The 26034-nt window shown below is 68.6% G+C and carries 19 protein-coding genes and 1 tRNA gene; 15 read left to right on the top strand and 5 right to left on the bottom strand.

What is annotated here, in order from left to right:
- Positions 1 to 55: 55 nt before the first annotated feature.
- The 8 genes from AC07OZ_RS18455 to AC07OZ_RS18420 all read left to right on the top strand — a co-directional run bounded on the left by AC07OZ_RS18455 (position 56) and on the right by AC07OZ_RS18420 (position 6724).
- A complete protein-coding gene (locus tag AC07OZ_RS18455; RefSeq protein WP_495468530.1) occupies positions 56 to 1264 on the top strand; it encodes an MFS transporter in 1209 nt (402 codons plus the stop codon).
- Positions 1265 to 1320: 56 nt separating this feature from the next.
- A complete protein-coding gene (gene dkgB, locus AC07OZ_RS18450) occupies positions 1321 to 2151 on the top strand; it encodes a 2,5-didehydrogluconate reductase DkgB (protein ID WP_495468529.1) in 831 nt (276 codons plus the stop codon).
- Positions 2152 to 2244: 93 nt separating this feature from the next.
- Entirely contained in the window at positions 2245 to 2820 is a 576-nt protein-coding gene (locus AC07OZ_RS18445; protein ID WP_495468528.1) for a TetR/AcrR family transcriptional regulator, read from the top strand.
- 71 nt (positions 2821 to 2891) lie between these two features.
- Positions 2892 to 3632, top strand: a complete 741-nt coding sequence (locus AC07OZ_RS18440) for an SDR family oxidoreductase (protein ID WP_495468527.1) — start codon at positions 2892 to 2894, stop codon at positions 3630 to 3632.
- 107 nt (positions 3633 to 3739) lie between these two features.
- The gene (locus AC07OZ_RS18435) at positions 3740 to 4249 is read left to right on the top strand and encodes a PilZ domain-containing protein (protein WP_495468526.1); all 510 of its coding nucleotides are present in this window, start codon (positions 3740 to 3742) and stop codon (positions 4247 to 4249) included.
- Between the two features lie 60 nt (positions 4250 to 4309).
- Positions 4310 to 4384: transfer RNA gene (locus tag AC07OZ_RS18430), tRNA-Gly, on the top strand.
- A 189-nt stretch (positions 4385 to 4573) separates the two neighbouring features.
- Positions 4574 to 5776: an MFS transporter gene (locus AC07OZ_RS18425; protein WP_495468525.1), complete on the top strand. Its 1203-nt coding sequence runs from the start codon at positions 4574 to 4576 to the stop codon at positions 5774 to 5776.
- A 30-nt stretch (positions 5777 to 5806) separates the two neighbouring features.
- Positions 5807 to 6724, top strand: a complete 918-nt coding sequence (locus AC07OZ_RS18420; RefSeq protein WP_495468524.1) for an aspartyl/asparaginyl beta-hydroxylase domain-containing protein — start codon at positions 5807 to 5809, stop codon at positions 6722 to 6724.
- Between the two features lie 66 nt (positions 6725 to 6790).
- On the opposite strand, the gene AC07OZ_RS18415 is transcribed toward AC07OZ_RS18420, so the two are convergent.
- Positions 6791 to 7612 (bottom strand): dioxygenase family protein, encoded by an 822-nt coding sequence (locus AC07OZ_RS18415; RefSeq protein ID WP_495468523.1) that lies wholly within the window; start codon positions 7610 to 7612, stop codon positions 6791 to 6793.
- A 256-nt stretch (positions 7613 to 7868) separates the two neighbouring features.
- Between AC07OZ_RS18415 and AC07OZ_RS18410 the strand changes: the two genes are divergently transcribed.
- A complete protein-coding gene (locus AC07OZ_RS18410) occupies positions 7869 to 10361 on the top strand; it encodes an ABC transporter permease (RefSeq protein ID WP_495468522.1) in 2493 nt (830 codons plus the stop codon).
- Here the strand turns inward: AC07OZ_RS18410 and folD are convergent, their stop codons facing one another.
- The 3 genes from folD to AC07OZ_RS18395 form a co-directional block, all read right to left on the bottom strand.
- Positions 10362 to 11219 (bottom strand): bifunctional methylenetetrahydrofolate dehydrogenase/methenyltetrahydrofolate cyclohydrolase FolD, encoded by an 858-nt coding sequence (gene folD, locus AC07OZ_RS18405; protein WP_495468521.1) that lies wholly within the window; start codon positions 11217 to 11219, stop codon positions 10362 to 10364.
- A gap of 136 nt (positions 11220 to 11355) precedes the next feature.
- Complete coding sequence (locus AC07OZ_RS18400) at positions 11356 to 11988, bottom strand: response regulator transcription factor (RefSeq protein WP_067268997.1); 633 nt, start codon at positions 11986 to 11988, stop codon at positions 11356 to 11358.
- Positions 11985 to 14621 (bottom strand): PAS domain-containing sensor histidine kinase, encoded by a 2637-nt coding sequence (locus AC07OZ_RS18395; RefSeq protein WP_495468520.1) that lies wholly within the window; start codon positions 14619 to 14621, stop codon positions 11985 to 11987. Before AC07OZ_RS18395 ends, AC07OZ_RS18400 begins: the two co-directional genes overlap by 4 nt.
- Positions 14622 to 14993: 372 nt before the next feature.
- Between AC07OZ_RS18395 and aceE the strand changes: the two genes are divergently transcribed.
- The 4 genes from aceE (at position 14994) to AC07OZ_RS18375 (ending at position 22225) form a co-directional block, all read left to right on the top strand.
- Positions 14994 to 17723, top strand: coding sequence for a pyruvate dehydrogenase (acetyl-transferring), homodimeric type (aceE, locus tag AC07OZ_RS18390; protein ID WP_495468519.1), 2730 nt, complete (start codon positions 14994 to 14996; stop codon positions 17721 to 17723).
- Positions 17724 to 17747: 24 nt separating this feature from the next.
- Positions 17748 to 19427, top strand: a complete 1680-nt coding sequence (aceF, locus tag AC07OZ_RS18385) for a dihydrolipoyllysine-residue acetyltransferase (protein ID WP_495468518.1) — start codon at positions 17748 to 17750, stop codon at positions 19425 to 19427.
- Positions 19428 to 19442: 15 nt separating this feature from the next.
- Positions 19443 to 21278: a dihydrolipoyl dehydrogenase gene (lpdA, locus tag AC07OZ_RS18380; protein WP_495468517.1), complete on the top strand. Its 1836-nt coding sequence runs from the start codon at positions 19443 to 19445 to the stop codon at positions 21276 to 21278.
- A 62-nt stretch (positions 21279 to 21340) separates the two neighbouring features.
- Entirely contained in the window at positions 21341 to 22225 is an 885-nt protein-coding gene (locus AC07OZ_RS18375; RefSeq protein WP_495468516.1) for a delta(1)-pyrroline-2-carboxylate reductase family protein, read from the top strand.
- 120 nt (positions 22226 to 22345) lie between these two features.
- Here AC07OZ_RS18375 and AC07OZ_RS18370 read toward each other — a convergent pair whose 3' ends face one another.
- Positions 22346 to 23212 (bottom strand): HDOD domain-containing protein, encoded by an 867-nt coding sequence (locus AC07OZ_RS18370; RefSeq protein WP_495468515.1) that lies wholly within the window; start codon positions 23210 to 23212, stop codon positions 22346 to 22348.
- A gap of 214 nt (positions 23213 to 23426) precedes the next feature.
- Here AC07OZ_RS18370 and AC07OZ_RS18365 point away from each other — a divergent pair, with 214 nt between their 5' ends.
- Both AC07OZ_RS18365 and AC07OZ_RS18360 read left to right on the top strand, forming a co-directional pair.
- On the top strand, positions 23427 to 24056 hold the full coding sequence (locus AC07OZ_RS18365; RefSeq protein WP_495468514.1) for a transglutaminase-like cysteine peptidase: 630 nt from the start codon (positions 23427 to 23429) through the stop codon (positions 24054 to 24056).
- Between the two features lie 22 nt (positions 24057 to 24078).
- Positions 24079 to 26007 (top strand): EAL domain-containing protein, encoded by a 1929-nt coding sequence (locus AC07OZ_RS18360; RefSeq protein WP_495468513.1) that lies wholly within the window; start codon positions 24079 to 24081, stop codon positions 26005 to 26007.
- Positions 26008 to 26034: the final 27 nt, after the last annotated feature.

The following is a 26034-nucleotide window of genomic DNA, read 5'->3' as shown; positions in this document are numbered from 1 at the left end:
AACGGGAACACTGGCGTCCATTCCCCAACTTCCCTGTTTCCGCAGGAGCCTCATCATGCCGATCGCCTTGTGGGCGCTGACCGTCAGCGCCTTTGCCATCGGGACCACGGAATTCGTCATCGTGGGCCTGATCCCGACCATGGCCGCCGACCTCGGCGTCAGCCTGCCGTCCGCGGGCCTGCTGGTCTCGCTGTACGCGCTGGGCGTCGCCATCGGCGCCCCCGTCCTCACCGCGCTCTCCGGCCGCTGGCCGCGCAAGCAGCTGCTGCTCGCGCTGATGCTGCTGTTCACCGCCGGCAACCTGCTCGCATGGCTGGCGCCGGGCTACGGCGCGCTCGTCGTCGCCCGGGTGCTGACCGGCCTCGCGCATGGCGTGTTCTTCTCCATCGGCTCGACGATCGCCACCAGCCTCGTCCCGCGGGAGAAGGCCGCCAGCGCCATCGCGACGATGTTCTCGGGCCTCACCGTCGCGCTGGTCACCGGCGTGCCGCTGGGCACCTTCGTCGGCCAGCACTTCGGCTGGCGCGCGACCTTCCTTGCCGTCGCCGCGCTGGGACTGATCGCCTTCGTCGCCAGCCTGGTCTTCGTGCCGCGCAAGCTCGCCCAGCCCGCGCCGGCCAGCCTGCTGCATCAGCTGGAGCCGCTGCGTCAGCCGCGTCTGCTGCTCGTCTACGCGATGACGGCGGTCGGTTACGGCGGTTCCTTCATCGCCTTCACCTACCTCGCGCCGATCCTGCAGCAGATCAGCGGCATCTCGGCCAACGGCGTCAGCCTGGTGCTGCTCGTGTACGGCATCTCGGTCGCGGTCGGCAACGTCTGGGGCGGCAAGCTGGCCGACAAGCGCGGCCCGATCGGCGCGCTCAAGCTGATCTTCCTGGGACTGGCCGCCGTGCTGTTCGTGCTGAGCGTCACCGCCCAGTCGCCGATCTTGGCCGTGCTGACCGTGCTCGCCTGGGGCGCGTTCGCCTTCGGCAACGTGCCGGGTCTGCAGGTCTACGTCGTCCAGCAGGCCGAAGCGCATGCGCCCAAGGCCGTCGACGTCGCCTCGGGCCTGAACATCGCCGCGTTCAACCTGGGCATCGCCGGTGGCGCCTGGGGTGGCGGCCTGATCGTCGAGCACCTGGGGCTGATCCACACGCCCTGGATCGGCGCCCTCGTCGTGCTCGGCGCCTTCGCGCTCACCGTGCTGGCGGGCCGTCTCGACCGCCGCTTCCCGCTGCCGGCGCGTGCCGCTGGCGCCGCCCCGATCGCCGTGGGCCATTGAGCACGCACGCACGCGCGCCCGCTCGACACCCCCCCGACCACTTCCCGGAGTTCCTCATGACCACCACTGCTGTCCACCCAGTTTCCATTTCCATGCCCTCGCTGGGCCTCGGTACCTTCCGCCTCAAGGGCCAGACCGTCATCGACGCGGTCAAGAGCGGCCTGTCGCTGGGCTACCGCCACATCGACACCGCCCAGATCTACGGCAACGAAGCCGAGGTCGGCCAGGCGATCGCCGAGAGCGGCGTGCCGCGCGGCGAGCTGTTCGTCACGACCAAGATCTGGACCGAGCACTTGGCTGGCGATCGGCTGATTCCCAGCCTGCGCGAGAGCCTCGCGAAGCTGCGCATGGATGCGGTCGACCTGACGCTGATCCACTGGCCTTCGCCGGGCAACGCGGTGCCGCTGAAGGAGACGCTCGATGCGCTCCTCGAAGCGAAGCGGCTCGGCCTGACACGGGCGATCGGCCTGTCCAACTTCACCGTCGCGCAGATGCATGAAGCGATCGAGATCGTGGGCGTCGGCGAGCTCGCCACCAACCAGGTCGAGATCCACCCGTTCCTGCAGAACCGTCAGGTCGTGGACTTCGCGAAGGCGCAAGGCCTGCACCTGACCGCCTACATGCCGCTGGCCTATGGCAAGGTCATGACCGAGCCGGTGCTGCTCGACATTGCGGCCCAGCACGGCACGACGCCCGCGCAGGTCTCGCTGGCCTGGCTGCTGCAACGCGGATTCGCGGTGATCCCGTCATCGACGAAGCCGGCGAACCAGGCAGCCAACCTCGAGGCGGTGCGACTGCGCCTGAGCGACGAGGACATGGCCCGTATCGCCACGCTGGATCGCGGCGAACGGCTGGCCAATCCGGACTTCGCGCCCGCCTGGGATTGAGGCCGGCCCCGCGCGGCGGCCAAGCCGGGATCTGGTTCAAGGTGAAGGCCTTGATGGTGGAACGGTCATTCCAGAATGGATAGAGTCCGCCGCATGGCACGACCGAAGCAGTTCGATCCCGACGAAGCGCTGGACGCCGCGGTGGCGGTGTTCCGCGAGCACGGCTACGCGGCCAGCTCCGCGGAGATGCTCACCGCCTCGATGGGCATCGGCAAGCAGAGTCTCTACAGCACGTACGGCGGCAAATGGCCGCTGTACTGCGCGGCGCTGCAGCGTTATGCCGAGCGCGAGACCGGCCAGCACATCGAGGTGCTCCGGAGCGGCAGGACGGCGCTGGACGGCCTCGAACGGCTGTTCAAGCGTGTCGTCAACGAAGCGCACCTGCCCTGTCTCGGCGTCGGTTCGGTGCAGGAGTTCGGCATGGGCAGCGAGGGCAGCGCGGCGCTGGCCGGGATCCGCGAGGCGGGCGGGCGGGCGATGCAGGCGGCGCTGCTCGAACGCATCCGGGACGCGCAGGCCAAGGGGGAGCTGTCCGCGGACGTCGAGGCGAAACATGCCGTGGCGTTCGTCTTGGCCCAGATCGCCACGCTGCGTCTGGCCGCGCGCGGTGGCGCCTCGGATTCCGAATTGCGCGCGTTGGCGCGACTGTCGTTGCAGGCGCTGAAATGAGTCTGCTTTTTTTTTGATCAATTATGGAACGATCGTTCCAGTAAAGAGGCGAAGCAATGAAGGATGAAGACATGAACCCGGATCAACAGGACACGCGTCGTGTCGCGCTGGTCTTCGGCGGCTCGCGCGGCATCGGCGCGGGCATCGTCGAACGGCTCGCGAAGGACGGGTTCGACGTCGCACTGACCTACGTGTCCCGGCCCGACGCGGCGCAAGCGGCACTCGACGTGGTCGAGGCCGCCGGCGGACGCGGCCTGGCGATCCAGGCCGACAGCGCCGATGCGGATGCGATCCGCGCGGCGGTCACGGCGGCGGTCGAACGGCTGGGACCGCTGGATGCGGTCGTCGTCAACGCGGGCGTGTTGCGGCACGGGACGATCGACCTGCTGTCGATCGAGGACCTCGATCTGTCGTTGAACGTCAACGTGCGTGGCGTCTTCCTGGCGATCCAGGCCGCCGTGGCGCGCATGCGGGACGGCGGGCGCGTGATCACGATCGGCAGCAACACGGCCATCCGCACCGGCACGCCGGGCAGCGCGGTCTACGCGATGACCAAGGCAGCCGTGGCGTCGATGGTCCAGAACCTCGCGCTGGACCTCGCGCCTCGCGGCATCACGATCAACAACGTGCAGCCGGGGCCGATCGCGACCGACATGACCGCACCGTTCGCGGACTATCTCCAGGACAAGCTCAAGCTGGGCCGGATGGGCCAGCCCCATGAGATCGGCGCCCTGGTGTCCTATCTCGCGGGACCCGAGTCGGGCTACATGACGGGGGCCAGCCTCACGATCGACGGCGGGTGGGTCCTGTAAGCGGATGTTCATGGGTGTGAAATCCTTCACGCCTCACGGTCGGCCAGACATGAAGGCGTTCACCTGGAGCGCATACAACCCGGGGGCCCGTGCTTTCCGACCTTCCCATGTTCCGCCTACGCCTCCGATCGAAGCCGCCTGCGGCTGTTGAAGCGCCAGCAGCCGCCCCCGCAGAGGCCGCTGCTGAGGCCGCCGATGCCGATGTCATCGATGTGGCTGCATCGCCAGCCCCCGAAGACGCCGATGGCGACGAGCGCCGCACCACGCCGCGCCGCGACGTGCCGCTCGGGCCGGCGGTGCGCGTCGAATTCATGCTGCTGGGCCGCGCCCGCAGCCTCAGCGTGGACGACGTGTCGCTGGGCGGACTCGGTCTGCGCGGGACGGTCGAGGAGGGGCGAGGCCTGTTCCTCGGCCAGAAAGTCCCGCAGGCGCGCGTGATGGTCGGGGATCAGCTCGTGCTGGTGGCCGACCTCGAGGTGCGCATCCGGCGCAGTTTCCGGTCGTTCCTGGCCGGCGAGCAGGTGCACATCGGCTGCCGCTTCCTGGGCCTGGACCCGCTGGCGGAGGCGGAACTCCAGCGCCTGCTGGCCCAGTTGATGGGGCAGCGCGGACGCTGAGCCCGCCTGCCCCGGTCCCCTCTGGACCGCGACCGGCTTGGGTCATAATCCGCCTCCTCCGCGGGCGTCGTATAACGGCTATTACCTTGGCTTCCCAAGCCAATGACGAGGGTTCGACTCCCTTCGCCCGCTCCAGACGGCTGCTTCAGTCGCCTGCCCCAGCCCTCCCTCCCAAGCCCCGTCCAAAGCCCCTTCGCAAGGCGTTTCCCAGGGCGCTTCCCAGGGCGCTCTCCATCTCCCTGCAACGGTCCGAGGCCTCGATCCGTGTTGCAATGCTGAACGTTTCCTGAACGCGCACTGAGCGTTTCCTTTCAGCTGTCCGACATGTCCGCCGCCTCTCCGATCGCCTCTCCCCAGCTCTCCGACGACCCGACGCCCGCCGTGCACACCGGCTGGGCACTGCTCGCGCTGGCCATCGGCGGCTTCGCGATCGGCACGACCGAATTCGCGGCGATGAGCCTGGTCCCGTTCTTTGCGCCCGATCTCGGCATCGACGCCCCGACGGCCGGCCACGTGATCAGCGCCTACGCGCTGGGTGTGGTCGTCGGCGCGCCGCTGCTGGCGGTGCTCGGCGCGAAGGTGCCGCGGCGCACGCTGCTGATCGCGCTGATGCTGGCCTTCGCCGTCGGCAACGGGCTGAGCGCGCTCGCGCCCGGGTATCACGCGATGCTGCTGTTCCGCTTCCTCAGCGGACTGCCGCATGGCGCGTACTTCGGCGTCGGCGCACTGGTCGCCGCCTCGCTGGTCGCGCCGGCGCGGCGTGCGCAGGCGGTCAGCCTCATGATGCTGGGCCTCACCGTGGCGACCATCATCGGCGTGCCGCTGGCCAACTCGCTGGGGCAGTGGGCCGGCTGGCGCTGGGGCTTCGGCGTCGTGACGCTGCTGGCGCTGCTGACCGCCGCGCTGGTCGCGATGCATGCGCCGCGCGACCGCGTCCAGCCCGGGGCCAGCGCGATGCGGGAGCTCGGCGCGCTCGGCCGCCGCCAGGTCTGGCTGACGCTGGGCATCGCGACCATCGGCTTCGGCGGCATGTTCGCCGTCTACACCTACCTCGGCTCCACACTGCTCGAAGTCACCCGCACCGGCCCCGGCATGCTGCCGGTCGTCCTGAGCGTGTTCGGCATGGGAATGACCGCGGGGACGCTGGTCTCCGCCTGGGCCGCCGATCGCGCGCTGATGCCCACCATCGGCGGGCTGCTGCTCTGGAGCGCCGCGTCGCTGGCGTTGTACCCGTTCGCCGCGGGCAGCCTGTGGACGCTGCTGCCGGTGGTGTTCCTGATCGGCTGCGGCGGCGGACTCGGCGCCGTGCTGCAGACCCGGCTGATGGATGTGGCCGGCGAGGCACAGACGCTGGCCGCGGCGTTGAACCACTCGGCCTTCAACGCGGCCAACGCGCTCGGCCCCTGGCTGGGCGGGCTGGCGATCGCCGCCGGCCACGGCTGGACATCCACCGGCTGGGTGGGTGTCGCCCTGGCGTTCGGGGGCTTGATCTTCTGGGCCGTGTCGCTGGCGCTCGATCGTCGATAATCCCGCGCTTCTCTTGCAGGAGTCCCGCACATGGCCGAATGGCTGCCACCCACGCGTTACTGGGTGCTGGCGATCTTCATCGCCTCGGCGCTGTATGCCCACTTCCGCGGCCGTGTCCGCTTCAAGCTGGCGCGCGCGCTGACCGACTTCACCGTGCTGATCTCGCCGATCAACGCGGTCATGTACCTGTTCTCGCGCGCGCCCGCCACGCCCTACCTGAAGACCTCGGCGTTCCCCGAGCTCAGCCTGCTGCGCGACAACTGGCAGGTGATCCGCGAGGAAGCCCTCAAGCTCAACGACGAGGGCTACATCAAGGCCGCGTCGGGCTACAACGACATCGGCTTCAACTCGTTCTTCCGCACCGGCTGGAAGCGCTTCTACCTGAAGTGGTACGACCGGGACATGGCCTCGGCGAACGCGCTGTGCCCGAAGACCGTCGAGCTGCTCAAGCAGATCCCGGGCGTGAAGGCGGCGATGTTCGCGTCGCTGCCGCCGGGCGCGAAGCTGGTGCGCCACCGGGATCCGTACGCGGGTTCGCTGCGCTACCACCTCGGCCTGACGACGCCCAATGATCCGGGCTGCTACATCGACGTCGACGGCGAGAAGTACCACTGGAAGGACGGCGAGGACGTGATGTTCGACGAGACCTTCATCCACTACGCCGAGAACACGACCACGCATCAGCGCGTGATCCTGTTCTGCGACGTGGAGCGTCCGGTCCACTTCGCGCCGATCCGCTGGCTGAACCGCGCGTTCGGCAAGCTGGTGATGACCTCCGCCGCGACGCAGAACCTGGAGAGCGAGCCCATCGGCGGGCTCAACAAGTTCTTCTATCACGCCTACAAGGTGCGCCTGTTCTTCAAGGCGTTCAAGGCGAAGTCCCGCACCGGCTACTACGTCGTCAAGTGGGCGCTGATCCTCGGGATCCTGGCGGCGATCTTCATCTGACGGCTTCGGCGTCTCGGACGCCCCCGATCCCTCGGAGGCTCTGAGGCTTCAAGAGCTGCCGACCGTTCAACCGGCCAGCGCCTGGGACAGGCGCCCGGCCTGGGGACCGAACGCGTAGGCGTCCATTCCCAGCGCGCCGAAGGTGACCCCTTCGTGGATGCGGATCGGCGCGTCGTCGCGACCGCCGGCGCCCGCGGCGACGTACCAGGGCAGCAGATGCTCGTCCGTCGGATGCATCAACGCGGCGCTCGGCGCCTGCGTCCGGTAGGCCGCCAGCGCGTCCCAATCCCGTGCCGCGGAGCGTTCCGCGAACCAGGTCCGGAAGGCCGCCGATTCGGGCATCTCCGGCAGGCCTTCGGCCGTCGCCCGCATCAGCAGGCGCAGGTTGTGCGTGATGCTGCCGGTGCCCAGGATCAGCACCCCCTCGCGCGACAGTGCCTGCAGCCTTTCGCCCAGCTCGAGCAACTGCGCCGGCGAGGCGTGTGCCGTCAGCGTGAGCGGGATGACCGGCACGTCGGCGTCGGGATAGAGGAAGCGCAGCGAAGTCCAGATGCCATGGTCCAGCCCGCCGTGGTCGAAGACGGGGAGGGCGAGCGTCTCGCCGATCTGCGCGGTCAGCGCGCGATCGCCGGGGGCGTCGTAACGCAGCTGGTACAGCGCCGGCGGGAAGCCGCCGAAGTCGTACACCGCCTCGTGGCGATCCGTGCCGAGCAGGACGGCCTCGCGCGCGGTCGTGTGCGCGGAGATCGCCAGCACGGCCTTCGGCCGGCCCCAGACGGCGTCGAGCGTACGCCCGAGGCGCTGCATGAAGGCACCGGCCTCGCCGGGCTCCAGCGCGATCATGGGCGAGCCATGGGAGACGAAGAGGGGAGGGAAGTGGGTGTTCATGCAGGCCATTGAACGCCTGTGAGTCCGCTGCATCGTCAAAACCGGTTGCACGGACTGTTCAAGCCGATTGCATGGCCGCACCCCCGTGCCAGCGCGCGGGCATGCGGTTCGCTACAGTCCGCGCATGAGCGCGCACCCGTCTTCTCCGTCGGCCACCCCCGCCGGTACTCCTCCCGGCACCCCGGCCGGTACCTCCGCAGGCCGATCGGCTTCCGGTTCCCCGTCGGGCCGACGTCCGCCGTCGCTGTGGCGGCAGATGGGCTTGCAGACCTGGCGCGACTTCCGCGCGGGTGAACTCCACCTCCTGATCCTGGCCTTGATGCTGGCCGTGGCCGCCGTGTGCGCGGTCGCTTTCCTGTCGGACCGGCTCGACCAGGGGCTGCGCCGCGACGCCGCGCAACTGCTCGGCGGCGATGCGGTCGTCGCCAGCGACCAGCCCACGCCCGCGCCGGTCCGGCAGCTCGCCGAACGCCTGAGCCTGAAGAGCGTCGAGACGCTCAACTTCCCCAGCATGGCCCGCGCCCACGAGAACCAGGGCGGCGGCAGCCGGCTGGTGGCGGTGAAGTCGGTCAGCCCGCGGTATCCGCTGCGTGGCGCGCTGTCGCTGAAGGATGGTCGCCAGGTCGGCGCACCAGCAGCCGGCACCGTGTGGGTCGATCCAGGCGTGCTGAGCGCGCTCGGACTGAAGGTCGGGGATCCGCTGCTGCTCGGCGACGCGACGTTGAAGATCGCCGGCGAGATCTCGAACGAGCCCGATCGCGGCGCCGGGTTCATGAACTTCGCGCCGCGCGTGATGCTCGCGCAGTCCGACATCGCCGCGACCGCGCTGATCCAGCCTGCGAGCCGCATCACCTACCGCTTCGCCGTGATCGGTGAGGCGGCCTCGGTGCAGCAGTTCAACGCGCAGACCCGTCAGCAGTCGAAGGACGGCAACTGGCGCGGCGTGCGGCTGGAGTCGCTCGAGACCGGCCGCCCGGAGATGCGCCAGACGCTGGATCGCGCCACCAAGTTCCTGAACCTCGTCGCGCTGCTCGCGGCGTTGCTCGCGGCGATCGCGGTCGCGCTCGCGGCGCGGGAATTCGCCAACCGACATCTCGACGACTGCGCGATGCTGCGGGTGCTCGGTCAGCCGCAGCGTCGCCTCACCTGGGTGTTCACGCTGGAGTTCGCCACCGTCGGCTTCATCGGCAGCGCGATCGGCGTGCTGCTCGGCTTCCTGCTGCATTACGGCTTCATCGCCATGCTGGCGGGACTGATCGACGTGAACCTGCCGGCGCCCGGCATCTGGCCGGTGCTGCTGGGGCTGGGCATGGGCATGAGCCTGCTGCTGGGCTTCGGCCTGCCGCCGGTGCTGCAACTGGCCGCCGTGCCGCCGCTGCGCGTGATCCGGCGCGAGCTGGGCCGGCCGAAGATGGGCTCGATCGCGGTGCTGCTCGCGGGTGTCATCGGCTTCTCCGCGGTGCTGACGGCGCTGTCGGCGGACTGGCGCCTGGGGCTGTTCGCGACCGGCGGTTTTGCCGTCGCGCTGGGCCTCTTCGCGCTGCTCGCGTACGGCGCGGTGCTGGCGCTGCGGCGGCTCGTGCCGCAGGCCGGCGCACCGCGCTGGCTGCTGCTGGCGACGCGCCAGGTCGCCGCACGGCCGGCCTTCGCGGTGCTGCAGGTCGGCTCGTTGTCGCTGGGGCTGCTCGCGCTGGCGCTGCTGGTGCTGATGCGCACCGACCTGATCGAGAGCTGGCGTGCAGCGACGCCGGTGAACGCGCCGGACCGCTTCGTCATCAACATCCAGCCGGAGCAGGGCCCGGGCTTCCGGTCCGATCTCGACAAGTCCGGCGTCAAGGATTACGACTGGTACCCGATGATCCGCGGCCGGCTGGTCGCCATCAACGGCGAGGCGATCAAGGCCAGCCGATTCACCGAGGAGCGCGCGCAGCGCCTGGTGGAGCGAGAGTTCAACCTCAGCCACAGCGCCGAGCTGCCTTCGCACAACCTGATCGCCGGCGGCAAATGGACTCCCGAAGACAAGGAAGGCGTCAGCGTCGAGCAGGGCCTCGCGGAGCAGCTTGGATTGAAGCTCGGCGACACGATGCGCTTCGATATCGCGGGCGTGCTGGTCGACTCGAAGATCACCTCGCTGCGCAAGGTCGACTGGGGATCGATGCGGGTCAACTTCTTCGTGCTGTACCCGCGCGCGCAGATGCCGGAACTGCCGGTGAGCTACATCTCCGCGTACCGCTCGCCGGAAGGGCAGGGCGCCGCCGCGGCGCTCGACCGCAAGCTGGTCAACGAGTTCCCCAACCTCACGCTGATCGACGTCTCCGCCGAGCTCAAGCAGGTGCAGCAGGTGCTGGAGCAGGTGATCATGGCCGTGCAGCTGCTGTTCGCCGTCGCGCTGGCGCTGGGCGTGGTCGTGCTGCTCGTGGCGGCGGTAGGGTCACGTGATGCGCGCACGCGGGAGTTCGCGTTGATGCGCGCCTTCGGCGCGTCGAGCGCGCTGCTGGCCTCGGTGCAGCGCGCGGAGCTGCTTGGGCTGGGCGCACTCGCTGGCTTCCTCGCGGGGATCGCCGCGCAGGCGCTGGGCTGGGCGCTGACGCACTACGCGTTCGAATTCGAATGGCAGTTCAAGCCCTGGGTGCTGATCGGCACGACGATCGGCGGCGCGGTGCTGGCGCAACTCGCCGGCTGGTGGGCGCTGCGCGGCGTGCTGCAGCGTCCGGTGGTGCAGACGCTGCGCGAGGCCGATACGAACTGATCAGCGAGCGGCGGCCGCGCGCTCCGCCGATTCCATCGTATTGACCAGCAGCATCGTGATCGTCATCGGTCCGACACCGCCCGGCACCGGCGTGATCCAGCCGGCGACTTCCTTGACGCCGTCGAAGTCCACGTCGCCGCAGAGCTTGCCTTCCTCGGTGCGGTTCATGCCGACGTCCAGCACCACCGCGCCCGGCTTGACCATGTCGGCGGTCAGCACGTTGCGCTTGCCCACGGCGGCCACGACGATGTCGGCCTGACGCGTGAAGTGGGCCAGGTCCGGCGTCGCGCTGTGGCACACGGTCACGGTCGCGTTGGCCTGCAGCAGCAGCATCGCCATCGGCTTGCCGACGATGTTGCTGCGGCCGATCACCACGGCGTGCTTGCCCTTCGTGTCATAGCCGATGAACTCCAGCATCTTCATGCAGCCATAGGGCGTGCAGGGCTTGAAACCCTCCTGCCCGACCATCAGCGCGCCGGCGCTGGCGACGTGGAAGCCGTCGACGTCCTTCTCCGGCGCGATCGCCTCGATGACCTTGTGCGCATCGATGCCCTTGGGCAGCGGCAACTGCACCAGGATGCCGTGGATCGAGGGATCGTTGTTCAACGCGTTGACACGCGCGAGCAGCTCCGCCTCGGTCATCGTGTCGACGTACTTCTCCAGCACCGAATGCAGGCCCGCGTCCTCGCAGGCCTTGACCTTGTTGCGCACGTAGACCTGGCTGGCGGGGTTGTCGCCCACCAGCACCACCGCCAGCCCGGGCCTCACGCCCTTGGCGGTCAGCGCGGCGGCGCGTGTCGCCACCTCGGCGCGCAGTTGCTTGGAGAGGGCGTTGCCGTCGATCAGTTGTGCGGTCATGTCGGTACTCCGGATTCAGTGACTCAAAAACGGGGAAAGCAGAAACTGGGAAAGCAGAAAAGCGCAAGGGCAGAGGATCGCTCTGCCCGGAATGCAAAGAGGCCGCTTCGCAGCGGCCTCTGAAGTCTTGCGGCGATCAGCCGGCCTTGGCCTGCGTGTTCGCGCCGAGCGCGATCTTCAGCAGATCGGCCACGGTGTTGGCGTTCAGCTTCTCCATGATGTTGGCGCGATGCGCTTCCACCGTCTTGATGCTGATGCCCAGGTCGTCGGCGATCTGCTTGTTCAGGCGGCCGGCGACGATGCGTTCCAGCACCTGGGCCTCACGCGTCGTCAGGCGCGACAGCAGCGCGTCGCGGCTGGCCGCTTCCTGCTGCGTGGCGAAGGCGCCGCGGGCCTGGTCCAGCATGCGCTCGACCAGCGACAGCAGTTCCTCTTCCTTGAACGGCTTCTCGATGAAGTCGACCGCGCCCTTCTTCATCGTCTGCACCGCCATCGGCACGTCGCCGTGACCGGTGATGAAGACGATGGGGAGCGGGCTCTTGCGTTCGATCAGCTTGTCCTGGAGTTCCAGGCCGCTCATGCCTTCCATGCGGATGTCGGCGATCAGGCAGGCGACTTCACGCGGGTCGTAGCGGCTCAGGAAACTCTCGGCGGAGTCGTAGCACTTGACCCGGTAGTCCTTGCCTTCCAGCAGCCATTGCAAGGAATCTCGCACGGCCTCGTCATCGTCGACGACGTAGACATTACCCTTCTTCGGAATCAAGCTCATGGTGTTGCGGCAGTGTTGTGTGCTGTGCCCGTCCCTGCGTCGCCGCTCTTGTCCAGAGGGGCGAGTGAAGACTCCGGACGCGGGATGTCCACGGGGATCGTGAACGCGAACCGGCACCCGACGATGGACGGGCCATTGTAGAGGTTCTCGGCACGGATCCGACCCTGGTGGGACTCGATGATGGACCGGCATAACCCTAGGCCGATCCCCAATCCATCGGCCTTCGTGGAGAAGAAGGCCTCGTACATGCGCTCGATGACCTCGACCGGCAGGCCCGGTCCCATGTCGGTCACCGAGAACTCGATGTTGGCGCCGAGCTCGGCGGTGTGCTTGGGCACGACGCGCAGCTCGATGTGGCGGCGCGAGGGCGGCAGCGCCGCGTTGTCGATGGCCTCGGCGGCGTTCTTGAGCAGGTTCAGCAGCACCTGCTCGATCAGGATGGGATCGACGCGCATCACCGGCAGCCGCTGCGCGACGTAGGTGTGGATCTGCACGTTGCGCCGGCGCAGTTCGATGCCGGCGAGTTCGACCGAGTCCTCGACGATCGAGGCCGCGAACGCGGGCTGGCGCTGCGGCTCGCTCTTCTTCACGAAGGCGCGGATGCGGTGGATGATCTGCCCCGCGCGCTGCGCCTGCTTGGCGGTCTTCTCCAGCGCGACGATCAGGTCGTCCTTCTGGATGTTGTCGCCGCGCACGCGCGACACCATGCCGTTGCAGTAGTTGGTGATCGCGGTCAGCGGCTGGTTGAGCTCGTGCGCGACGCTGGACGCCATCTCGCCCATCGTGATCAGGCGGCTGGTGACCTGCGCCTTCTCGGTCTGCTGCTGCTGCTGGGCCTCGGCATGCCGGCGCGCGGTGATGTCGGTGGCGATCAGCATCTGCGCCAGGCGGCCATCGGTCCACTGCAGGTAGCGGGCGCGGACGTCGAACCACATGTCGAGCTGGGCGATGAACACCTCGCGCGAATCGCCGCCGACCTCGGTCAGGTGCTGCGCGGGCAGACCGCCGAAGTCGTCGACGTCCTCTTCATCGCCATGGTCGCCGTGGTTGTTCGCGCCGTCCGCGTAGCTCGCGTCCTGCGTGCTCGTCGCGCCGGCCAGTCCGGCCGGCTGCGAGCCTGCGAGCATCGCGTGCCCCTTGGGATCGGCGCCGAACCACAGCCGGTAGCTGCGATTGGCGAAGAGCAGTTCGCCCTGCTGCACCGACAGCACCGACACCGCCGCGTCCAGCCCCTCCAGCACCGTCGTGAAGCGCTCGTGCGACGCCGACAGCTGGTCGCGCACGCGCTTGGCCTCGGTGATGTTGGTCATCGAGGTCATCCAGCCGTTCTGCTTGCCTTTCGGATCGATCAGCGGCGAGACGTACATGCGGGCGTCGAAGATGCTGCCGTCCTTGCGCATCACCTTCACCTCGGAGCCGCCGGCCGGACTGCGGCCCTGCATCTCCTGCTGCAGCAGGCGCAGGTTCTCCTCGTAGCGGTCGGGCGGCCAGTAGGGGAAGGGCGGCTTGCGGCCGATCAGCTCGGACTCCGCGAACCCCGTCATCGCGCAGAAGGCCGGGTTGACGTAGCTGATGCGCGTCTCCAGGTCCATCGCCCGCATGCCGGTCAGCATGGAGTTCTCCATCGCGCGCCGGAAGTTGGTCTCGGCGGCGAGCGCGTTCTGCACCTGCGCGCGCCGGCGCATGTGCTTCCAGGTGCCGAGCAGCATCCACACGGTCAGCACCGACAGCGCCATCACCATCCAGAACAGCGTGTTGGAGATCAGGCCGATCGACGTGCGGTAGCCCTGGCCGCGCAGCACCAGGCCGGGCGCCGGCGTCATCGGCACCTCGTGATAGATCGGGGCGCGGGTGATGCGCTTGCCCGGCATCGGCGTGACCGTGCTGGCGACGACCTGCTCGCGCGGGTCGAGCACCGCGACCGCGTGCCGCGAGGTCAGTTCGTTCGGGACCGAGTAGCGCAGCAGGCCCTCGACCGCGTATTCGGCGATCAGCACGCCGGCGAAGCCGCTGCGGTCGCTCAGCGGCAGCTGCAGCTGGAAGACCGTCGAGTTGTTGGCATCGGCGAAGGAGGCCGAATACGTCCGCGTGCGCCGGTCGCGCGCGCCCTGGAAGGCCCGTTCGGGCTCGCTGTTGGCGTGGCCGTTGGGCATGGACGGATCGCTGCCCTCCAGCGTCATCAGCGACTCGGCCTGCTCCCCGATCGCCGCGACGCTCACGCGCTTCTCGCGGCGCGCGTTCAGCCAGGTGATGTGGGTGATCTCGGGCCGGTTGCGCGCGATGGCCATCGCGCGCTGCGTGAACTCGAGGTTGTCGATCGACCGGTTGGCCAGGTCGCGCTGCAGCGCGATCAGGAAGTCCTCGTTCTCGATCAGGCGCGAGCGGATCTGCTGCTGCGCCATCTCGGTGTCGCGCTTGACGGCCTCGGCCTCGCGTTCGATTTCCTCGTTGCGCAGGTACCAGAAGGCCGAAACGATCGCGGCCAGGAACAGCACCACCGACAGCAGCGGCCCCAGCGTCGCGAAACGGTCCTGCCGCGACGGGGACTGGCGCCGCCACCAGGACGACACCAGGCGTTTGACGGGATTCAGGGTACGGCGCGCAAAGCCTTGGACATCGAGGCGGGACAACATGGGCGCGATTATCCCGGCGCCTTCAGCCCGACCCGGCCCGGGCGGCCCCGGGGCATTCCCGATCCGGGCATTCCCGGATCGCATCGTGAAAGACATCCGTCACGAAACGAGGCCTTCACAGGCTATTGCTTTTCATTATGTGGAAACGCATCGCGCTATTTGGAAAATGAACGGCTTATGCGACACTCCGCCGCCATAGCCCTTCCGGTGGGGTTTGCCGCGTGTTTGCCACGTGCGTAGGCATGACGGCGCGCGCATGACGGTTTTCGCAAGTTCGGGCACAGTGACCCGTTCGATCCGAGAGCCTCGCGCCAGCAACAAGCCCGCCAGACGCCCACCAGAAGGCCGTGATTGAGACAAGGAGACAAAGACATGTCCGCGCAGCCCCAGTCGTTCCTCGGCGCATCCGCCAATGACACCGACGCCCTCGAAACCAAGGAATGGCTGGACGCCCTGTCCGCCGTCATCGGTGAAGAAGGCGGCGATCGCGCCCACTTCCTGCTCGAGACCCTGATCGACCACGCGCGTCAGGCCGGCATCGACGTGCCCTTCTCGGCCACCACGGCCTACGTCAACACCATCCCGGCCGACCAGGAAGAGCGCTTCCCCGGCAACATCGACATGGAAGAGCGCCTGCGCGCCTTCATGCGCTGGAACGCGATGGCGATGGTCGTGCGCGCCAACCGCCTGCATCCGGAAGACGGCGGCGACCTGGGCGGCCACATCTCCAGCTTCGCCTCGCTGGCGACCATGCTGGGCTGCGGCTTCAACCACTTCTGGCACGGCGATGACACCGGCGAAGGCGGCGTGCACGGCGGCGACCTGCTCTACATCCAGGGCCACAGCGCGCCTGGCATCTACGCCCGCGCCTTCCTGGAAGGCCGCATCACCGAAGACCAGCTGAACAACTTCCGCCAGGAAGTCGAAGGCAAGGGCCTGTCGAGCTACCCGCATCCGAAGCTGATGCCCGAGTTCTGGCAGTTCCCGACGGTGTCCATGGGCCTGGGCCCGCTGATGGCCATCTACCAGGCGCGCTTCCTGAAGTACCTGCACGCCCGCGGCATCGCCGACACGGCCAAGCGCAAGGTCTGGGTCTTCCTGGGCGACGGCGAGATGGACGAGCCGGAAAGCCTGGGCGCGATCGGCCTGGCCGCGCGCGAGAAGCTGGACAACCTGATCTTCGTCGTCAACTGCAACCTGCAGCGCCTGGACGGCCCGGTGCGCGGCAACGGCAAGATCATCCAGGAGCTGGAGGGCGAGTTCCGCGGTTCCGGCTGGAACGTCATCAAGCTGATCTGGGGCTCCTACTGGGATCCGCTGCTGGCCCGCGACAAGCAGGAGCTGCTGCGCAAGGTCATGATGGAGACGCTGGACGGCGACTACCAGGCCTACAAGGCCAACGACGGCGCGTTCGTGCGCAAGCACTTCTTCGGCAAGCACCCCGAGCTGCTGAAGATGGTGGAGAACATGTCCGACGAGGACATCTGGCGCCTGAACCGCGGCGGCCACGACCCGCAGAAGGTGTACGCGGCGTATCACAAGGCGGTGAACACCGTCGGCCAGCCGACCGTCATGCTGATCAAGACCGTCAAGGGTTACGGCATGGGCAAGATCGGTGAAGGCAAGAACACCGCGCACCAGACCAAGAAGCTGCAGGACGAGGACATCAAGGCCTTCCGCGACCGCTTCAACATCCCCATCCCGGACAGCGAGCTGTCCAAGATCCCGTTCTACAAGCCGGCCGACGACACGCCGGAGATGCAGTACCTGCACGAGCGCCGCAAGACGCTGGGCGGCTACCTGCCCAAGCGCCGTCCGCAGGCGGAAGAAGCGCTGAAGGTGCCCGACCTGGCCACCTTCCAGGCCGTGCTGGATCCGACGGCCGAAGGCCGCGAGATCTCGACGACGCAGGCCTACGTCCGCTTCCTGACGACGCTGCTGCGCGACAAGGACCTGGGCCCGCGCACCGTGCCCATCCTGGTCGACGAGGCGCGCACCTTCGGCATGGAAGGCCTGTTCCGCCAGATCGGCATCTACAACCCCGCGGGTCAGAACTACACGCCGGTCGACAAGGACCAGGTCATGTACTACCGCGAGGACAAGGCCGGCCAGATCCTGCAGGAAGGCATCAACGAAGCGGGCGGCATGGCCAGCTGGATCGCCGCGGCGACGTCGTACTCGACGAACAACCGCGTGATGATCCCGTTCTACGTCTACTACTCGATGTTCGGCTTCCAGCGCATCGGCGACCTGGCCTGGGCGGCGGGCGACATGCAGGCGCGCGGCTTCCTGCTGGGCGGCACCTCGGGACGCACCACGCTGAACGGCGAAGGCCTGCAGCACGAGGACGGCCACAGCCACATCCTGGCCGGCACCATCCCCAACTGCATCAGCTACGACCCGACCTTCGCGCATGAAGTCGCCGTCATCCTGCACTCCGGCCTGAAGCGCATGGTCGAGAACCAGGAGAACGTCTACTTCTACCTGACGCTGCTCAACGAGAACTACCCGATGCCGGGCCTGAAGGCCGGCACCGAGGAACAGATCCTCAAGGGCATGTACCTGCTGGAAGAGGCCGTGCAGCCGCAAGGCGCGCAGCCGCTGACGGTGAACCTGCTGGGCTCGGGCACCATCCTGCGCGAGAGCCAGGCCGCGAAGAAGCTGCTGGAATCGGACTGGGGCGTCGGCGCCAACGTCTGGTCCTGCCCCAGCTTCAACGAGCTGGCCCGCGACGGCCAGAACGCCGAGCGCTGGAACCTGCTGCACCCGACCGAACTGGCCTGCGTGCCCTACGTGACGCAGCAGCTGAGCAAGGTGCAGGGTCCGGTGATCGCGTCGACCGACTACATGAAGAACTATGCGGAACAGATCCGCGCCTTCATCCCGGCCGGCCGTTCGTACAAGGTGCTGGGCACCGACGGCTTCGGCCGCAGCGACTTCCGCTCCAAGCTGCGTGAGCACTTCGAGATCAACCGCCACTACATCGTCGTGGCCGCGCTGAAGAGCCTGGCCGACGAAGGCAAGATCCCGCAGGCGAAGGTGGCCGAAGCGCTGAAGAAGTACGGCATCAACGTCGACAAGATCAACCCGCTGTACGCCTAAGCGTCGGACTCGGAGACAACACAAATGGCATTGGTGGAAGTCAAGGTTCCCGACATCGGGGACTTCAAGGACGTCGCGATCATCGAGCTGCTGGTCAAGCCCGGCGACACGGTGAAAGTGGAGCAGAGCCTCGTGACCGTCGAGTCCGACAAGGCCTCGATGGAGATCCCGTCCTCCGTGGCGGGCGTCGTCAAGGAAGTGAAGGTCAAGATCGGCGACACGATCAACCAGGGTGACCTGATCGTCGTGCTCGAGAGCGATGCCGCAGGCGCCCCGGCGCCGGCCGCCGCAGCGCCCGCACCGGCGGCCGCTGCTCCGGCGCCCGCGCCGCAAGCAGCACCCGCGCCGGCTCCTGCCGCTGCGCCTGCCGCAGCGTCGGCCGGTCCGGTCGACATCGTCGTGCCCGACATCGGCGACTTCGACGAAGTCGCGGTGATCGAGGTGCTGGTCAAGGTCGGCGACACGGTCAAGCAGGAGCAGAGCCTGATCACCGTCGAGAGCGACAAGGCCTCGATGGAGATCCCGTCGTCGCACGGCGGCGTGATCAAGGAATTGCTGGTCAAGCTCGGCGACAAGGTCGCCAAGGGCTCGAAGATCGCCGTGATCGAAGCGGCGGGTGGCGCTGCCGCTCCCGCGCCGGCTGCTGCCGCGCCTGCTCCGGCACAAGCCGCCGCTGCGCCGGCTCCGGCCGCCGCGAGCGCGCCCGCGGATCGCCAGATCCCGACCGCCGCGCTGCCGCCGCACGAGCCGACCAAGCCGTCGGGCAAGCTGCCGCATGCGTCGCCGAGCATCCGCAAGATCGCCCGCGAACTGGGCGTGCCGCTCGACGAGGTCAAGGGCTCCGGCGCCAAGGGCCGCATCACCGAATCCGACGTGCAGGGCTTCGTCAAGGCCGTCATGGCCGGCACGGCGCAGACCGTCGCGCAGAAGGCGGCGGCCCCGGCCGGCGGCGCTGCCGGCGGCGGCGCGTTCCCGGGCCTGCTGCCCTGGCCCAAGGTCGACTTCGAGAAGTTCGGCCCGGTCGAGCGCAAGGACCTGTCGCGCATCAAGAAGATCAGCGGCGCCAACCTGCATCGCAACTGGGTCACGATCCCGCACGTCACCAACCACGACGACGCGGACATCACCGAGCTGGAAGCCTTCCGCGTCCAGCTGAACAAGGAGAACGAGAAGTCCGGCATCAAGGTCACGATGCTGGCCTTCATGATCAAGGCGACCGTCGCGGCGCTGAAGAAGTTCCCCGAGTTCAACGCCTCGCTCGACGGCGACACGCTGGTGCTGAAGAACTACTTCCACATCGGCTTCGCCGCGGACACGCCGAACGGCCTGGTCGTGCCGGTGATCCGCGATTGCGACAAGAAGGGCATCTTCCAGATCAGCCAGGAAATGTCGGAGCTGGCCAAGAAGGCCCGCGACGGCAAGCTCGGCCCGGCGGACATGACCGGCGGCTGCTTCTCGATCTCGTCGCTGGGCGGCATCGGCGGCACCTACTTCACGCCGATCATCAACGCGCCGGAAGTCGCGATCATGGGCGTGTGCAAGTCCTCGACGCAGCCCGTGTGGGACGGCAAGCAGTTCCAGCCGCGCCTGATCCTGCCGCTGTCGCTGAGCTGGGACCACCGCGTCATCGACGGCGCGTCGGCTGCCCGCTTCAACGTCTACTTCGCGTCCCTGCTGGCGGACTTCCGCCGCATCGTCCTCTGATCGGAAGCACCGGACATGGCACAAGTTGAAGTCAAGGTTCCCGACATCGGGGACTTCAAGGACGTCGCGATCATCGAAGTCCTGGTCAAGGTCGGCGACACGGTGAAGGTCGAGCAGAGCCTGGTGACCGTCGAGTCCGACAAGGCCTCGATGGAGATCCCGTCCTCCGCCGCCGGCGTCGTCAAGGAACTCAAGGTCAAGCTGGGCGACAAGCTCAACCAGGGCGACCTGCTGGTCGTGCTGGAAAGCGACGCGGCCGCCGCGCCGGCGCCTGCCGCCGCAGCACCGGCGCCGGCCGCCTCGGCGCCTGCGCCCGCTCCGGCTGCGTCGGCACCCGCGCCCGCCGCGGCTCCCGCTGCACCGGCTCCGCAGGCCGCGACCTACACCGGCCCGGCCGAAGGCGAGTACGACGTGATCGTCCTCGGCAGCGGTCCCGGCGGTTACTCGGCCGCGTTCCGCGCGGCCGACCTCGGCCTCAAGGTCGCGATCGTCGAGCGTTACGCGACGCTGGGCGGCGTCTGCCTGAACGTCGGCTGCATCCCGTCCAAGGCGCTGCTGCACGTCGCGGCGGTGATGGACGAGGTCAAGCACTTCGCCGACCTGGGCGTCGAATTCGCCGCCCCCAAGGTCGAGCTGCCCAAGCTGGCCGCGCACAAGTCCAAGGTCGTCGGCAAGCTCACGGGCGGCCTGACGATGATGGCCAAGATGCGCAAGGTCACCGTCGTGCGCGGCTACGGCACGCTGCTGGACGCCAACCACCTGTCGGTCGAAGAGACCAGCGGCGAGGCCCAGGAACGCACCGGCAAGACCCAGACGCTGAAGTTCCGCAAGATCATCATCGCCGCGGGCTCGCAGGCGGTGCGCCTGCCCTTCATGCCGAACGACCCGCGCGTGATCGACTCGACCGGCGCGCTCGAACTGACCAGCCAGCCCAAGCGCATGCTGATCGTCGGCGGCGGCATCATCGGCCTGGAGATGGGCACGGTCTACTCGACGCTGGGCGCGCGCCTGGACGTCGTGGAAATGCTGCCCACGCTGATGACCGGCGCGGACCGCGACCTGGTCAAGGTCTGGCAGAAGATGAACGCGCCGCGCTTCGACAACATCATGTTGAACACGAAGACGGTGGCCGCGGAAGCGACGCCCGAAGGCATCAAGGTGACCTTCGAAGGCGAGGGCGCTCCGAAAGAGCCGCAGGTCTACGACCTGGTGCTGCAGGCGGTGGGCCGTTCGCCCAACGGCAAGAAGATCGGCGCGGACAAGGCGGGCGTGGTCGTGAGCGATCGCGGCTTCATCCCGGTCGACGTGCAGATGCGCACCAACGTGCCCAACATCTTCGCCATCGGCGACATCGTCGGCCAGCCGATGCTGGCGCACAAGGCGGTGCATGAGGGCCACGTGGCGGCGGAAGTCATCGCCGGCGAGCTGCTGGGCGACGAGTCCCTGGCCAGGTCGCGCTTCGATGCGCGCGTGATCCCGAGCGTCGCCTACACCGATCCCGAAGTGGCCTGGGTCGGCGTGACCGAGGACGAAGCCAAGGCGCGCGGTCTCAAGATCAAGAAGGGCCTGTTCCCGTGGACGGCGTCGGGGCGCGCGATCGCCAACGGCCGCGACGAGGGCTTCACCAAGCTGATCTTCGACGAGGAGACCCACCGCATCATCGGCGGCGGCATCGTCGGCACGCACGCGGGCGACATGATCGGCGAGATCGCCCTGGCGATCGAGATGGGCGCGGACGCGGTCGACATCGGCAAGACGATCCACCCGCATCCGACGCTCGGCGAATCGATCGGCATGGCCGCGGAAGTCGCGCACGGCTCGTGCACCGACCTGCCGCCGCCGCGCAAGTAAGCGCGGGCCACGCCGTCCAAGCCGCCCAAGCAGTTCAGGCCACGCACGGAGCACACGACCGGATGCTGGTTCTCGACGCCGCCGCCACCTCGCGCGCGCTGCCGTGGTCTCCCCTGATGGAGGAGATCGCGCTGGTCTGCCGCGAGCACCGCGACGGCCGGCTCACCTGCCCGCCGCGGCAGGTGCTGCCGTTGCGTCAGGATGGCGTGCTGCTGGTGATGCCCTGCCTCAGCGACACGCTGTCGATCACCAAGCTCGTCAGCGTGCATCCGCTCAACGCGGCGCTCGGCCTGCCGACGATCGCGGGCGAGGTCGTCGTGCTGGACAGCCGCACCGGACAGCGACTGGCGGTGCTGGACGGCCCTGCGCTGACCGCGCGCCGCACGGCCGCCGTCAGCATGCTGGCGCTGCAGCACCTGGTCCGCAAGGCACCGCGCCGCGCGCTGGTGGTCGGCGGCGGCGTGCAGGCGCGCGCGCATGTCGAGGCGCTCCAGGCGCTGCACCCGCAGGCGACCATCCATGTGCAAGGTCACCAGACGGTGCCAGGTTTTGTCGAGGAGCTCGGCGTCGAGCCGCTGCCGGCGGAATCCCAGACGCGCCACGACTGGGACGTCATCGTCTGCGCGACGACCAGCCGCGTGCCGGTGCTGCGCCCGGGAGTCGGCGAGGGCGCGGTGGTGATCGGTGTCGGCGCGTTCCGCGACGACATGGTGGAGCTGCCGCAGGAACTGGTCCGTGGCGCGCAGATCTGGGTCGACGATCCGGTCGGCGCGCAGGCCGAGGCCGGCGACCTGATGGCGGCCGGGCGCTTCGAACCGCAGGACGCGATCGACGATCTCGTGCTGGGTCAGCGTCCCGTCGACGACCGCCGCACGCGGCTCTTCAAGAGCGTCGGTTGCGCGCGTTGGGACCTGGCTGCTGCCCGTGTGGCCGTCCGCGCCGCCTGACCTTCGCACGCCACCTCGACGCCCACCACGAGCTGGAGGCTGGCGGGGCCAGGGGGCCGGCCCGATTTGTGGAGCCTGCGAGACGTATGAGGGCCGGCCCCCTGGCCCCGCCAGCCGAGCTCAGGCCTCGTCCAGCAACGGCCGAAGCGCGTCGTCCCACTGCTCGAGCTCGTCTTCTGACAAGTGCAGCCAGGCCAATGCCGCCTCGCGGTTGGCGGCCCAGTCCGCGTCCTCGTCCAGCCCTTCGTGCTGACGCATCAGATGTTCGGCGATCAGCCCCGCGGCGATCAGCGAGCGGATCTCCGGTTCGATGCTCTCGTCCTTCAGCGCCTCGAAGTCGTGATGCAGCCGGATGGCCGTCATCAACTCCGGCGCCAGATGCCAGACCTTGATCACCAGCGCGCCGACGACGGCGTGGTCGGTGCGGTGGTTGGCGTTTTCGGTCGCGATGAAGGGGCGGTCGATGCGGGCGCCGGCTTCGACCATCGTCGCGCCGTAGCCGCGCACGCTCTGCAGCAGCACCGGCATGCCGACGTGGCAGAACAACCCGTAGCTCTGCGCCAGGTCGACGCGCATGCCCGGCAACTGGCCGGCGATGAAGCCCATCGCGACCGCGCGCTTGGTCGAGCGCTGCCAGAAGCGCAGCAGGTGCGGGCTGTTGACCGGGATCGCGTGACGGACCAGGAAGGCCTGCATCAGCGCGACACTCTCATCCAGGCCCAGGCGGTACATCGCCTGGCCGACGGTGGTGCAGGGCACGTGGCCTGCCACGAGGTGCAAGGGGCTGTTGGCCACGCGCAGCAGCGTCGCGGACATCGCGACGTCGGCCGCCGCGACGCGGCCGACTTCGTTGAGGTCGGGCTGAGGCAGCGCCATCGCTGCGCGCAGGCGCTGCAGCAGCTCGGGGCAGGGCGGAATCTGGATCTGGCGCAGCGGGCCGTTGGCGCGGGCCTGATCGAGTTCCTGGCGGATGGCTTGGGTCTTCATCTGAGCGCCGGATTATCCCGGCGCTCCCCGACCCGGGGCATGAAAGGGGTGCGGCAAATTGCCGCTTGTCCGGAGGGGCGTCCACGAGGGCCCATCGCATGTCGCACTTCGCCCGCCGGAGCGCGCCGGGGCAGATACATTGCAGCGCATGTCACGTTTCGTCACTCGTACAGCGTACCGCGCAGGCCGGACAATCCGGCCGGCGCCGCGGGCGTTGGCGCTGCTGGTGTGCGTGGCAGGGCTGTGGTCCGCATTCGCCTGGGCGTGGGACAAGGACAAGCTGACCGAGTCCGCGGCCAGGCTCTCGCCGAAGACGCAGGCTTCGGTCAGGGCCATGATCCAGATGGCGGATCGCGCGGCGACGATGCCCGAAGAGCGCGACCGGCTGACGGCGGTCAACAGCTTCTTCAACCAGCGGGTGGCGTTCAAGGACGACATCGAGGTGTGGGGCCAGGTCGACTACTGGGCCACGCCGCTGGAGTTGCTGGACAAGGGCGCGGGTGACTGCGAGGACTACGCGATCGCCAAGTACATGAGCCTGTTGAGCGCGGGCGTGCCGCAAGCCAAGCTGCGGATGGTGTACGTGCGGGCGCAGTTCCAGGGCCGGCCTCAGGCGCACATGGTCCTGGCCTACTATGCGCAGCCGGAAGCGGAGCCCTTGATTCTGGACAATATCAATCCGGAGATCCGGCCCGCGTCGCTGAGACCGGACCTGACGCCGGTGTTCAGCTTCAACGGCGAAGGGTTGTGGAGCGGCGTCGGCGCGACGACGGCGGGCAATCCGCTGGTCCGGCTGTCGCTGTGGCGCGACCTGCTGGCGAAGGCGAAGGCGGAGGGCTTCTGATGGGCGACGGAGAATTCAAGACATGTCCCTGATAAGACAAATCTGGTGGCTGGTCCTGGGCGCGGTGCTGGCTTCGGCGCTGGGCGGCGTCGCGGTGAGCACCTGGTCGCTGCGCGAGCTGCTGCAGACGCAGGCGCAGTTGAAGAACGCCGACAACGCGAATTCGCTGGCGCTGGCGCTGTCGCAGCAGAAGGGCGACGCGGAGCTGATGTCGCTGCTGATCTCGGCGCAATTCGATGCGGGGGCGTATGAGAGCGTGCGCTGGCGCGACGGCAGCGGCGCGCAGGTCTTCGAGCGCCATCTGGAAACGCCGCAGGTCTCACATGCGCCGCGCTGGTTCGTCGCGCTGCTGCCGCTGGACGTGGCGCCCGGCGTGGCGAAGGTGTCGGACGGCTGGAAGGCCGCCGGCGAGATCGAGCTGCGCGGCCAGACCGGCTACGTGCACGAGGCGCTGTGGCGCGCCACGGTGAGCACGGCGCTCTGGCTGCTCGCGGTGGGGCTGGCGACGGGCGTGGCGGCGGCGGCGGTGCTGGCCCGGCTGCGCCGGCCGCTGGACACCGCCGTGCGGCAGGCCGAGGGCGTGTCGCAAGGGCGCTTCGAGACCGTGCTGGAGCCGCGTGTCCCCGAGATGCGCAAGCTGACGAGCGCGATGAACACGATGGTGCTGCGCACGCGGCAGATGTTCGAGGCCCAGGCCGAGCAGCTGCGCACGCTGCATCACCAGTTGCTGTGCGACGAACTGACCGGCCTGTCGCACCGGCGGCAATTCGTGGCGGAACTGAACTCCGCGCTGGAGCGCGACGACGGTCCGCTGCGCGCGGGGCTGGTGCTGGTGCGGCTGCGGGATCTGCCGGGCCTGAACCAGCGCCTTGGCCACGGCGCGACGGACCAGGCGCTGATGGCGATCGCGCAGGCGCTGCGGGTGTATCCGGAGCAGGTGCGCGGTTGCCTCGCGGGACGGCTCAACGGTTCGGACTTCGCCTTGTGGCTGCCAGCGCCGAATGTGGTCGGCGATACCGCGCAGGCGCTGGCCGATGCGCTGCGCGCGGGCTTGCAGAACCTGGGATCGGGTGTCGGCGTCGCGCTGGGCGCGGTCGAGCTGATGCGCGACCAGCCGATGAGCGCCTGGTTCGCCGCAGCCGACGCGGCACTCGCCAAGGCCGAGCAGGGCGAGGGTGTCGTGCTGGAGTTGCGCGAGGCGCCGCCGTCGGACGAGGTGGCGCAGGGCGAGCGCGCGTGGCGCGCGTTGATCTCGGACGCGCTGGCGCATCAACGCAGCCGGCTGCTGGAGTTCCCGCTGATCGGCCGCGAGCGTCAGGTCTTGCATCTGGAGTGCCCGCTGCAGTTGAAGCTCAACCCGGTCGGCGAGTTCGAGCCCGCCGCGCGCTGGCTGCCGCTGGCGCTGCGCCATCGGCTGAGCGCCGAGGCGGACCTGCAGGCGCTCGCACTGGCGCTGCAGGCCACGCAGCGCGATGGCCGGATGCGCTGCGTCAACGTGGCGCCGGCGTCGCTGAACGACGGCAGCTTCATCGCCCGCGCCCGTGAGCTGGTGCAGGTGGCACCGGCGGCGGTTCGTCGTCAGATTGGACTGGAACTGGCCGAGCCGGCGGCGGCGCAGCACTTCGAGGCGCTGCAGGAACTGGGTCGCCAATTGCGGCCGCTGGGTGTCCAACTGGGTCTCGAACACGCGGGGGCTGGACTGGCTCAAATCGATCGACTTTTCCAGGCCGGACTGGACTACGTGAAGCTCGACAGCTCGGTGGTCAGCGGCGTGTCGGCGGACGTGGGCCGGGCGGCGTTCGTGCGCAGCCTGGTGGTCATGCTGCGCAGTCTCTCTCTGAAGGTCTATGCGGAAGGCGTCACCGATGCGCTCGATGCACAGGCGCTGTGGGATTGCGAACTCGACGGCATCACCGGCCCCTGGGCCTCGGCGCAGGAAATCAAGCCCTGACTCATTGAAGTCGGTGAATCGCTTGAC

Source organism: Roseateles sp. GW821-FHT09G03, assembly GCF_059416045.1.
This window is presented reverse-complemented; position numbering and strand designations above follow the sequence as displayed.